Source organism: Micromonospora sp. ATA51 (genome assembly GCF_016802855.1).
GTDB lineage: Bacteria > Actinomycetota > Actinomycetes > Mycobacteriales > Micromonosporaceae > Micromonospora > Micromonospora sicca.
Map to the genome: position 1 here is coordinate 18,024 of NZ_JAEVHJ010000049.1, position 10,908 is coordinate 28,931.

Below are 10,908 nucleotides of genomic sequence, written 5' to 3' on the forward strand. Positions count from 1 at the left end.
CCATGGTCAAGGTCGGTTACACCCTGATGTGCGAGCAGATCGGCCCGAAGCAGATGGTCGACCACGCGGTACGCGCCGAGGCGGCCGGCTTCGACCAGCTCGTGATGTCCGACCACTACTACCCGTGGCTGGACTCCCAGGGCCACTCCCCGTACGCCTGGTCGGTGCTCGGGGCCGTCGCGCACGCCACCAACCGGGCCGAGCTGATGTCCTTCGTGACCTGCCCGATCCGCCGCTACCACCCCGCCGTGGTCGCGCAAAAGGCGAGCACCGTCGGTGTGCTCTCCGACGGCCGGTTCACCCTCGGCCTCGGCGCCGGGGAGAACCTCAACGAGCACGTGATCGGCGGGTGGCCGCACGTGCAGCAGCGGCACGAGATGTTCGAGGAGGCCCTGCAGATCATCCGGCCCCTGCTCAACGGCGAGACGCTGACCTTCTCCGGCAACCACTTCGACGTCCCCGACGCGTACCTCTGGGACCGGCCGGACCGCCCGGTGCCGATGGCCGTCGCCGCCTCCGGCCGGCAGTCCGCCACCCTCGCCGCCGAGTACGGCAACGGCCTCGTCGCCACCGAGCCCGACCCGCACCTCATCCAGATGTACGACGACGCGGGCGGCGCCGGCCAGCCCCGCTACGGCCAGGTGGCGATCTGCTACGGCCCGGACGAGGCCGAATGCCGCAAGCTCGTGCACGACCAGTTCCGCTGGTTCGGCATGGGCTGGAAGGTCAACGCCGACCTGCCCGGCCCCGAGTCGTTCGCCGCCGCCACCCAGTTCGTCCGCGAGGAGGACGTCGCCGAGGGCATCCCCTGCGGCCCGGACCTGGACAAGCACGTCGCGGCGTTCAAGAAGTTCGTCGACGCTGGCTTCACCCACGTGGCGATCGTGCAGGTGGGCGGCGACACCCAGCCGATGTTCCTGGACTGGGCGCAGGAGCAGCTGCTGCCGCGACTGCGCGAGCTGTGAGCCTGACGCGATCCGGGCCGGCGGGCACCGGGGCGGCAGGCTTCGGGGCGGCGGGCTTCGGGGCGGTGTCCGCGCCGGGGCGGTTCGGCGTGGCCGAGCTGCGGCTCGCGCTGGCGGCGCCCCGGCCCGCCGCCGGCCTGACCAGCGAGTTCCGGCTCGTCGACGGCCTGCGGACGCACACCCGGCGGTCGCCGACCCGGGCGCCGGCGTGCCGCCCGTGGTGCTGGTGCACGGCCTCGCCGTCTCGCACCGCTACCTCACCCCGCTGGCGCTGACCCTGTCGGCCACCCATCCGGTGTACGTCCCGGACCTGCCCGGCTTCGGGCTGACCGAGCGCCCCGGCACGGCGTACGACGTGTCCCGGCACGCCGCGCACCTGGCCGCCTGGCTCGCCGCGTACCGGCTGGGCCCGGTCTGCCTGCTCGGGCACTCCTTCGGGGCCGAGGTCGCCGCCCGGCTCGCCGCCGACCGGCCCGACCTGGTCCACGCCCTGGTGCTGGCCGGCCCGACCAGCGATCCGGCGGCCCGGTCCCGGCTCGGGCAGTTCGGCCGGTGGCTGGTGGACACCCTGCGGGAGGCCCCGTTGCAGGCCCCGATCCTGCTCCGGGACGTCCGGGACGCCCGCCCGTGGCGGGTGTACGCCTCCCTGACCCACTCGGTGCGCAACGCGATCGAGGCGGACCTGGTCCAGGTCACCGCCCCCACCCTGGTGGTGTTCGGCGACCGGGATCCGGTCGTCCCGCCGGCCTGGCGGCGGCAGGTCGCCCGGCTCGTCCCCGCCGCCCGTACGGTCACCGTGCCGGCCGCCGCGCACAACGTCGCCACCACCGCCCCGGCGCAGGTCGCCGACGCGATCCGCGCCCTGCTGACGCCCGCACCGGGAGGCTGAGTCCATGCGTATCGGCAACACGGAGATCCGTCCCCTGGGCGGCGGCCTCGGCTGCCTCCTGATGATCCTCTTCTCGATCGTCGCCTCGGTCGTGCTGACCGTCCTGCTCAACCTGCTGCTCTGAACCACGGCCCCGCCCCGGCCGGGACCCAGCGTGGGTGAGGAGGCGACGACCCGGATGAACCTGCTGACCGTCCTGCCGTTGGCGCTGGTCATGGTCGCCGGACCCCAACTGATCAGCGCCGTTTTCCTGGCCGCCGGCCGGCAACCGCGCCGCAGCTCGGTGGCGTACCTGTCGGGGGCGGCGCTGAGCCTCCTCGTCGCGCTGACCGTCTGGTACGTCGTCTTCCGCCGGGTGAAGCGCAGCGTCGGCGGCGACCAGGAGGGCAGCGGCCGGCGCCTCGTCGACTGGATCGTCCTGGCACTGCTGCTGGTGCTGCTGGTGATCGTCTTCCTCCGCCGGCATCGTGACCAGACGCCGGCGTGGATGACAAAGCTGGAGGACCCGGGGCCGCGGTTCGCGTTCGGGCTGGGTCTCCTGCTCCTCGCCGCGACCCCGAGCAACGAGGTCATCATGGCCTCCGTCGCGGGCAGCCTGGCCGGGCACGACCGGCCCTGGTGGCACCTGCTCCCCTTTCTGGTGCTGACCCTGCTCCTGCTGGCCCTGCCCCTGCTGGCGCTGCTGCTCCTCGGCCACCGCGCGAGGGCGGCCCTGCCGAGGGTGCGCGACTGGGCGAACGCACACTCCTGGGTGGTCAGCGGACTCGTCACGCTGGTCTTCGTCGCGATCGTGACCGCGGACCTGGCGAGGTGACCACCCCCGCCGGAAGCCGACGGCGGTCAGCGCCTCGCAAGAGGTGAGCCGGACCGGGTCGAGCACCGTCGTCGGTCGGGGCAACGGCCGCCATCCCGCTCAGCCGGGCGCCAGCTCCAGCTCGGCGACCACCGGGTAGTGGTCGGAGGCCCGATCGGTCTCCCCGTCGCGGACCACCCGGACCTGGCGGGTCAGCGCGGCCACCGCCGGGGTGGCGAGCAGATAGTCCAGGCGCATCGCGGCGAACTCGGCCCCGCCGTGCCGGGTCGGCACGGTCTGCCCGTCCGGCTCCGCGCCGCCGACGTGCGGCCAGAGGTCGACCAGGCCGGCCGCGAGCAGTCGGGACACCGCGCGGGTGTCGACGGTACGGCCGTCGCGGCGCAGATGCCGACGGCGGTAGCGGTCGGGCAGGCCGGCGAGCCGCTCGGTGTGGTCGACGGTCGGGTCGAGGGTGTTCAGGTCGCCCGCGACCAGGGTGAACGGGCCGTCGGCACGCCGCACCGCCGCCGCCAGCCAGTCGGCCTCCATCCGCCGCCGCCCACCGGAGTACGGGTCGAGGTGGGTGCTGACCACGGTCAACGGTCCGGCCACGGTGGCGACCACGGCCTTCGCGGCTGCGTGGTGGAACGGCCGGCGGACCCGGCCCGACGTCAGCACCCGCAGCGGCGGGCGGACCAGCACCGCGACCGGCTGCCCGAGACATGAGCGGGCCAGGTGGGGCGCCATGCCCAGCCGGTCCGCCACGTCGGCCAGCAGCCCACCCCGGTCGAAGTCGCGCAGCTCCTGAAGGGCCAGCACGTCGGGCCGCTGCGCGGTGACGACCGCGACGATCCGGTCCAGTCGGTCGTCCCCGCCGCGGTCCCGGCCGCCGGTCCGGATGTTCCAGGTCATCACCCGCAGCATGGGCGCCGGTCAGTCCTCCCGGCCGGCCTTGGCCAGCTCGTCGTCCAGCTCGCGCACCTGCTCGGACCTGATGGCCGGCTGGTTGCCCCGGTGCACGTCGGCGTTGGGCCGCACCACCCAGTAGAGCAGGCCGATCCAGAGCGCGCCGAGCAGGATCGCGCCCATGAAGTCGGTCGGGTGATGCATGCCCCGGTACATCCGGGAGGTGGCCACCCCGACCGGCATGATCACGGCCAGCGCCACGAAGAGCCAGCGCCACCAGCGGTCGGTACGGGCGAACACGATGATCGCCATCGCGCTCCACAGGCAGATCGTCGCGGCGATGTGGCCGGACGGGAAGGACGAGGTCGGCAGGTGGCCGTCCAGGTTCTCCACCGCCGGGCGGGGCCGCTGCACCACCCGGGCCGAGGCGAGGAAGAGGCTCAGCTCGCCGAACATCGCCAGCACCACGAAGAGCACCGGACGCCAGCGCTTCCAGACCGCCAGCACGAGCGGGCAGAAGACCAGCGACACCAGCAGGATCGCGTGGGTGTCACCGAACTTGCTCCACCACCAGCTCAACCCGGTCAGCGAGTCGGTACGCCGCGCGGCGAACCACTGCGGCACCACGGTGTCCAGGGTGTCGAAGAACGTGCCCTTGGCGTGATAGCTGACGAACATGCCGAAGGCGTACAGGGCGCCGAACACGATCACCCAGCCGACCAGCAGCTCGGCGACGGCGGAGCGGGGGTGCTCCAGCACGTGCTCCTCGGCCGGCGCGGGGCTGATCTCCTCGCCCGCCTCCGGCTCCAGGCCCTCGGTCAGCGGCGGCACCGGCCGGCCCCGCTCGCGGCGCCACAGCCGGAAGGCGTACGCGGTGACGCCCAGCCACAGCGCGCCGAGCAGCCAGCCGGCGATCACGTCGGAGACGAAGTGCACGCCCAGCGCGATCCGGGTCAGCCCGATCAGCGCCACCAGCACCGCGCCGAGCGCGACGGCGGGCTTGCGCCAGCGGGGCGACATGGCCGGCAGGAACACCAGCAGCAGCGCCCCGTACGCGACGAAGGAGCCGAGCGCGTGCCCGCTGGGGAAGCTGTTGCCCGGCGCGTGGGTGATCGGCACGTCGACCACCGGCCGGAGCCGACCGACCAGCGCCTTCAGCGACGGGTCGAGGATCAGGCCACCGACCCCAGTGATGATCAGGTAGACCGCCAGCCGGGACTGCCGGCGGATCAGCAGGCCGACCACGGCGATGGTGACCAGCCAGATGAGCACCGGACGGCCACCGAGGTCGGTGACCGCCTGGAGCACGGTGACCAGGGCGTGGTGCGGCGCGACGAGACCGTTGAACCACTCGGCCGCCTCGTGGTCGGCGTGGTACAGGGGGCCCCACTTGAACCGGACGAGCATCAGCAGCACGCCGAACCCGGCACCGGCGCCGACGACGGCCAGCAGCCCCGCGACGCTCCGCTCCGCGAAATGCCCCAGCGGCCGTCGCATCGTCTCCTTGACCGCGGTCACCCCGCACCTCCCTTGTCCTCTGCGAGGCGCGCAGTACCCGATTCGCGCACCGGATACACGCGGCCCGCGGCGCGTCCGGGTCAGAGCGAGGTCATTTCCCCCGTGTCGAGGACTTCCTCGCGTTCGGCCTCCGGTTCCCACAGGTCCGGCTGCGCCGGCTCCGCCACGCCGATCCGCATCGCCTCGAGCTGGGCGGCGAAGGCCAGCCCGCCGAAGAGCGCCATCCCGGTGAGGTTGGCCCAGAGCAGCAGGGCCATCATCCCGGTCAGCGCGCCGTAGGTCTGCCCGAAGCCGCCGCTGAGCTTGACGTACGCGGCCAGCAGCAGGCTGGCCAGCCACCACAGCACGGTGGCGATGCCGGCACCGAAGAAGAGCCAGGACAGGCCGGGCTGGTTGCGTCGGGGCGCGTGTCGGAAGAGCACCGCCACGGCGACCACGGTGAGCCCCAGGCTCAGCGGCCAGCGGACCACGTCCCAGGCGGCGTTGGCGAGGCCGCCCCACTCGTAGTGCCGCTGCACCGAGTCGCCCATCGCCCGGCCACCGACCAGGATCAGGAAGCCGATCAGTGCCGGCACGCCGGCGGTCACCGCGAGGATCGCGGCCCGGACGTACTTGGCCAGCGCCGGACGGTCCCGCTCGACCCCGTAGATCCGGTTGGCGCCGCGCTCGATCTGGGCCATGGTCGTGGTGAGCGCGACGAGGCCGGTCAGCAGGCCGAGAGTCAGCGCCAGCTCGCCGGCGCGTTCGGTCCGCTCGCTGTCGCCGAGCAGGTCCTGCACGACCGACTCGCTCTGCCCGGGGGTGAGCGCGAGCACGGTGTCGGCGACGACCTTGCCCCCCTCGTCGGCGCCCAGGTCGGTGATCAGACCGGTGAGCGCGATCAGGAAGGGCACCACGGCCAGGCAGAACTGGAGCGCGAACGCTCGGGAGTGGCTGAACCCGTCGCCGTAGCGGAACCGGATGAAGGCGTCCCGCAGCAGGCGCCAGCCGCCGTGGCGGCGCAGCGTGTGCCAGGCGTCGTCGGCCGACAGCTCCTCCTGGGCCATCAGCCGGGTCTCCGGCACCATCCGGGTGCTACTCACGTCGGGCCTCCTCGACCAGGCGCTCACCGCGCTCGGCCGCCGCGTCGGCGTCCACCGACAGGTCGGGGTGCTGCGCGGGACGCGGCACGCAGAGCCAGAGCGACTCCGGTTTGATCTCGGCCTTGAGCGACCGGCCCGGCTCGATCAGGTCTCCGTCGAGCTGCCGGGGCTGGGCCCGGTTGCTGGTGATCTCGACCTTGCGGCCCCTGAGGACCTCCATCCGGGGCACGCTGCCCCGGCGGCGCACCAGGGCCCAGCCCATCGCCAGCCAGTGCCCGAGCGTGCGGGGGGTGAGCACGGCGACGTCGAGCCAGCCGTCGTCCGGCTCGGCGTCGGTGAGCAGCCGTACGCCGCCCTGGAGGCGGCCGACGTTGGCGACCAGCACGGAACGGGCCCGGCGGCGCAGCGGCGGCCGGTCGTCGATCCGGATGGAGACCCGCATCGGCCGGTCCCGCAGGTGCTTCGCGGCCCCCACGATGTACGCCGGCCAGCCGATCCGCGCCTTCGTAGTCTCGGAGGTGGAGTCGAGCATCTGGGCGTCGAAGCCCATCCCGGCCATCACGGCGAAGCACTGGTCGTCGACGACGCCGACGTCCAGCCGGCGGCGTCCGCGTTCCACGGCGATCTGCAGGCCGGCGGCCAGGTCGTTGGAGAGGCCCAGGTTGGCGGCGAGCAGGTTGCCGGTGCCCAGGGGCAGCACGGCGAGCGCGACGTCCGTGCCGGCCAGCGCGGTGACGCAGGCCATCACCGTGCCGTCCCCGCCGCAGGCGAAGACGACCTGGGCGCCCGCCCGCACGGCCTGCTCGGTCTGGCCGCGCCCCGGGTCCTCGACGGTGGTCTCGTACCAGGTCGGCGCCGGCCAGCCGGCGGCGGTGAGGGCGCCGTCCACGGTGCGGCGGAACTCGTCCAGATCGGCCACCTTGACCGGGTTGACCACCACGGCCGAGCGCAGCCCGGCGTCAGCTGCCGTCGGCTTGTCCTGTCCGCTGTCCACGGCGTCAGTGTGCAGCAACTCCGGTCGGGCGGCGACTCGGCGACGGTGATGGTGCGCGCACGGCGGAAAGGTTTCAGAATCGGTCACCGTGGCCGCTCGCGCCGGGTGGTGCGCTCGGCGGCCTCGGTCACAAGCGGTCGCGAGATCGTGGGCCGCGGTGGTGCCGAGCCAGCCGGTCGCCCCTCGCCCCACTCCGCGGGCTCTCCGGGTGGAACCGCTCGGCGTCCTCGGAGTCAGGCCGCCGTCCGCAGTGCCGTCTCCACCCGCCGGCGCAGGTCGTCGAGGTCGACACCCGCCTCGGTGAGGACGAGCGCGGCCAGCCCCTGCCCCTCGCGGAGCAGGCCGAGCAGGATGTGCTCGGTGCCGATGTGGTGGTGCCGCAGCCGGATCGCCTCCCGCAGCGACAGCTCCAGCACCTTCTTGGACCGGGGTGAGAACGGACCGCCGGCGTACCGGCGGCGACCCCAGCGGCGACGCGGGGCGGGCACCGCCTCGCGCAGCGCGTCGGGGCCGAAGGACTCCTCGATCCGGGCCACGATGGCGGCCAGGTCGATGCCGATCTCCCGCAGCGCGGCCGCGTCGGCGTCACCGAGCCCGACGCCACCGCGCGCCACGTGCCGCCGGACGCGGCCCGCAGGTCGTCGGCCCGGACACCGAGGTCGGTGAGGACCCGCACGGCGAGGTTGCCGTCGTCTGCGAGGACGCCGAGCAGCAGGTGCTCGGTGCCGACCGGTCGCTGCCCCTCGGCCCGGGCCTCGTCGCGGGCGCGCCGCACGACCTCCCGGGCGCGGTCGGTGAACCGTTCGAACATCACGCCTCCCAGCTGCCTCGGACCGCCGGCCGCCCGGCGTGCTTCTTGTGGACCGCCTGCCGGCTGACCTCGAGCGCGTCGGCGATCTCCTGCCAGGACCAGCCCTGTCGACGGGCGTTGTCCACCTGGACCACCTCCAGCCGTTCGAGCAGCCGGCGCAGGGCGAGCACGGCCCGGAGCCCGACCTTGGGGTCGGTGCTGCCGGCGGCCGCCGCGAGTTCCGTTGCCTGACTCATGGTGTCAACTTACGTTGACGCCGCAACCCTGTCAACCGTGGTTGACAGGGTTCTTCGCCGGGCGCGCACCGACACGCGTCGGACACCCCGCCCGCGACCTGCGGCGGTGCTAACGTCCGCTGGTGTTCCGTCGCCGCTTTCTGGACCGACCCGTCGAGGCGGCCCGCCGGCTGACCGTCGGCCACGTCACGCTGGAGATCGTCGCCGGCAGCGTCGTCGGGCACCGCTACCCGGAGAACTTCGACGTGCTGCACGTCGACCCCGAGCTGCCGATCGCCGCGGTGGCCGACGGGATGGGCGCCGGCGAGGGCAGCCGGGTCGCCGGCCGCACTGCGATGGACACCCTGACCGAACGGCTCCACGAGAGCTGGCCCACCGTCGGGCCGCGCGAGCTGCGCGCCGCGACGGCCGCGGCGCAGACCCGGGTACGCCAGGCCGGCGCCGGCCTGGCCGAGCTGACCGGCTGCACGATCACCGCCCTGGTCGCCGAGCCGGACGGCGAGCAGGCCTGGATCGTCCAGCTCGGCGACTCGCGGGCGTACCGGTTGCACGGCGGGCTCCTGGAGCTGCTCACCGTCGACCACACGATGGCCTGGCTGGGCGTGCTGCACGGCTGGTGGCCGGCGACGTCCCCGGAGGCGGCCCGCGCCCGCTACCAGCTCCTGCGCTACGTCGGCCACCCCGACCGGCCGGACCCGGACCTGCTCGCCGTCCCACTGCGCCCCGGCGACACCTGGCTGCTCTGCACCGACGGGGTGAGCGACCAGCTCGACTACCACCGCCTCCGCGACCTGCTGGCCGACCGGGACCCGGCGCGGGCGGCCCGCGCCCTGCTCGCCGCCACCCTGGCCGCCGGCGGCGACGACAACGCCACCGCCGTGCTCGTCCGGTCCACCCGGCGATCCCCACCCCGCGCTGACGGCGCCCCTCCCCCGCCGCCCCGGCGGCGCCGGACTTCCGCCGCGCCGCCGTCGCTGCCCGACTCCGACCGCGAACACCGTTGACGTCCTGACAATCTGTGCAAAACATTGTCAGCATGTCGAACGAACGGCTGGAGAAGATCCTCGCCGCCGCGTACGAGTGCTTCACCCGGCACGGGGTGCGCCGCACGACGATGGACGACATCGCGGCCGCCGCCGGTATGTCCCGTCCCGCCGTCTACCAGTACGTCCGCAACAAGGACGACGCCTACCGCCGGCTCGCCGAGCGGCTCTTCGCCGGCTCACTCGCCGACGCGCGGCAGGCCGCCGAGGCCCCCGGCGCGGACCTGACGCAACGGCTGCACGACGTGCTCGCGGCCAAGCTGGAGCTGACGCTGCGCCTGCACCGGGAGAGCCGGCACGCCGCCGAACTGCTCGACACCAGCACCCGGCTCACCGGGGACCTCGCCGAGGCGTACACCCGGGAACTGACCGACGTGGTGGCCGGCACGCTGGCCGACAGCGCCGCGCCGCGGGCCCGCGCGGCCGCCGACGTGCTGGTCGCGCTCACCCGCGGCCTGGAGGCGACCTCACCGACCCCGACCTGCCCCGACGGCGGCTGCGCGACGGTGTCGCGCTGGTCGTCGCGGGCCTCGCCACCCACCCTGGAGCCCCGTCATGACCACCATGCTGATCACCGGCACCTCCTCCGGCATCGGCCGGGCCACCGTCCGCCGCCTGGCCCGCAGCCCCGACCTGACCGTCTACGCCACCGCTACCAGGGTGAATACCTTGTACCGGAACTTCGTCACGAAGGCCAAGTGGGCGTGAAGGACGAAGACGCAGTGCCTGGCAGTGCGGACGCTGCCGATGTCTGTCATATGCCGATGCCAGACTGTCCGATGTGCAGCTTCGGTACAACTACCGCGTCTACCCGCCGCCCGTCCAGCAGGCAGCGCTGGCGCAGGCGTTCGGGTGCGCGCGGGTGGTGTTCAACGACGGGCTGCGCGCACGCCGGGAAGCCCGCGAGGCGGGCGAGGCGTACCTGCCCGATGGTGAGCTGTCAAAGCGGGTCATCACCCAAGCGAAGCGGACGCCGGAACGGGCGTGGCTGGGCGGTCCGCGGTGGTGCTCCAGCAGGCCCTCGCGGACCTGAACAGCGCGTACCGCAACTTCTTCACCTCGCTGTCCGGTAAGCGGAAGGGCCGCACGGTCGCGCCGCCGCGGTTCCGGTCTCGCAAGGACAACCGGCAGGCCATCCGGTTCACCAGAAATTCTCGATTCGCTGTGCTGGACAACGGCCGGCTCAGGTTGCCGAAGGTTGGGGACGTGCCGGTACGTTGGTCCCGGGCCTTGCCGGCTGAGCCGAGCTCAGTGACGGTGATCAAGGATGCGGGGGGTCGGTACTTCGCCTCGTTCGTGGTGCAGACGACTGAGGAGGAGACGCTGCCGCGGGTCGAGCCCGAGGTGGGCATCGACCTGGGGCTGACGCACTTCGCGGTCCTGTCCAACGGCAAGAAGATCACCGCGCCGAGGTTCCTGCGCCGGGCGGCGCGCACGCTGCGCCGACTGCAGCAGGACCTGTCCCGCAAGCAGCGGGGCAGCAACAACCGCACCAAGGCCGTCGTCAAGGTCGCCAAGGCGCACGCCCGGGTGGCCGACAGCCGGCGGGACTGGCAGCACAAGCTCTCGACACGGATCATCCGCGACAACCAAGAAACCCATGGCCCCTGGCGGGGCCACCCACAGGTGGGTGAAACTCGGTCGGCGGTGTCGCTCGCCGTCGCCGATTGC

Annotated in this window: 13 protein-coding genes and 2 pseudogenes; 8 read left to right on the top strand and 7 right to left on the bottom strand. The window is 73.4% G+C overall.

Annotated features, from left to right (window positions below):
• Positions 1-2 precede the first annotated feature (2 nt).
• From JNW87_RS11115 to JNW87_RS11130, 4 genes are all read left to right on the top strand, one after another.
• Entirely contained in the window at positions 3-965 is a 963-nt protein-coding gene (locus JNW87_RS11115; RefSeq protein ID WP_238453615.1) for a TIGR03557 family F420-dependent LLM class oxidoreductase, read from the top strand.
• Positions 962-1,240: a hypothetical protein gene (locus JNW87_RS11120; RefSeq protein ID WP_238453616.1), complete on the top strand. Its 279-nt coding sequence runs from the start codon at positions 962-964 to the stop codon at positions 1,238-1,240. The genes JNW87_RS11115 and JNW87_RS11120 overlap by 4 nt, the downstream gene beginning before the upstream one ends.
• Positions 1,183-1,854, top strand: a complete 672-nt coding sequence (locus JNW87_RS11125) for an alpha/beta fold hydrolase (RefSeq protein ID WP_238453617.1) — start codon at positions 1,183-1,185, stop codon at positions 1,852-1,854. The genes JNW87_RS11120 and JNW87_RS11125 overlap by 58 nt, the downstream gene beginning before the upstream one ends.
• 154 nt (positions 1,855-2,008) lie before the next feature.
• Positions 2,009-2,668: a GAP family protein gene (locus tag JNW87_RS11130; protein WP_236647816.1), complete on the top strand. Its 660-nt coding sequence runs from the start codon at positions 2,009-2,011 to the stop codon at positions 2,666-2,668.
• 99 nt (positions 2,669-2,767) lie between these two features.
• Here JNW87_RS11130 and JNW87_RS11135 read toward each other — a convergent pair whose 3' ends face one another.
• The 7 genes and pseudogenes from JNW87_RS11135 to JNW87_RS11165 form a co-directional block, all read right to left on the bottom strand.
• On the bottom strand, positions 2,768-3,571 hold the full coding sequence (locus tag JNW87_RS11135) for an endonuclease/exonuclease/phosphatase family protein (RefSeq protein WP_238453618.1): 804 nt from the start codon (positions 3,569-3,571) through the stop codon (positions 2,768-2,770).
• Positions 3,572-3,580: 9 nt separating this feature from the next.
• On the bottom strand, positions 3,581-5,071 hold the full coding sequence (locus JNW87_RS11140) for a phosphatase PAP2 family protein (RefSeq protein WP_109801810.1): 1,491 nt from the start codon (positions 5,069-5,071) through the stop codon (positions 3,581-3,583).
• A gap of 80 nt (positions 5,072-5,151) precedes the next feature.
• The gene (locus tag JNW87_RS11145) at positions 5,152-6,153 is read right to left on the bottom strand and encodes a YihY/virulence factor BrkB family protein (protein ID WP_109801809.1); all 1,002 of its coding nucleotides are present in this window, start codon (positions 6,151-6,153) and stop codon (positions 5,152-5,154) included.
• On the bottom strand, positions 6,146-7,147 hold the full coding sequence (locus JNW87_RS11150; RefSeq protein ID WP_109801829.1) for a diacylglycerol kinase family protein: 1,002 nt from the start codon (positions 7,145-7,147) through the stop codon (positions 6,146-6,148). Before JNW87_RS11150 ends, JNW87_RS11145 begins: the two co-directional genes overlap by 8 nt.
• A 233-nt stretch (positions 7,148-7,380) precedes the next feature.
• Positions 7,381-7,761, bottom strand: coding sequence for a Clp protease N-terminal domain-containing protein (locus tag JNW87_RS40555; RefSeq protein ID WP_238453619.1), 381 nt, complete (start codon positions 7,759-7,761; stop codon positions 7,381-7,383).
• Between the two features lie 71 nt (positions 7,762-7,832).
• Positions 7,833-7,958 (bottom strand): annotated as a pseudogene (locus tag JNW87_RS11160) (Clp protease N-terminal domain-containing protein); the annotation flags it as partial.
• A complete protein-coding gene (locus JNW87_RS11165; protein ID WP_089010418.1) occupies positions 7,958-8,194 on the bottom strand; it encodes an HTH domain-containing protein in 237 nt (78 codons plus the stop codon). The gene JNW87_RS11165 and the pseudogene JNW87_RS11160, both read right to left, overlap by 1 nt.
• 122 nt (positions 8,195-8,316) lie before the next feature.
• Between JNW87_RS11165 and JNW87_RS11170 the strand changes: the two genes are divergently transcribed.
• The 4 genes and pseudogenes from JNW87_RS11170 to JNW87_RS11180 form a co-directional block, all read left to right on the top strand.
• Complete coding sequence (locus tag JNW87_RS11170; RefSeq protein WP_238453620.1) at positions 8,317-9,198, top strand: PP2C family serine/threonine-protein phosphatase; 882 nt, start codon at positions 8,317-8,319, stop codon at positions 9,196-9,198.
• Between the two features lie 32 nt (positions 9,199-9,230).
• Positions 9,231-9,368 (top strand): annotated as a pseudogene (locus JNW87_RS41460) (helix-turn-helix domain-containing protein); the annotation flags it as partial.
• Between the two features lie 650 nt (positions 9,369-10,018).
• On the top strand, positions 10,019-10,270 hold the full coding sequence (locus JNW87_RS41465; RefSeq protein ID WP_375373496.1) for a helix-turn-helix domain-containing protein: 252 nt from the start codon (positions 10,019-10,021) through the stop codon (positions 10,268-10,270).
• Positions 10,243-10,908, top strand: a 666-nt coding sequence (locus JNW87_RS11180; RefSeq protein WP_238453622.1) for a transposase, incomplete at its 3' end; no start/stop codon positions are given. The genes JNW87_RS41465 and JNW87_RS11180, both read left to right, overlap by 28 nt.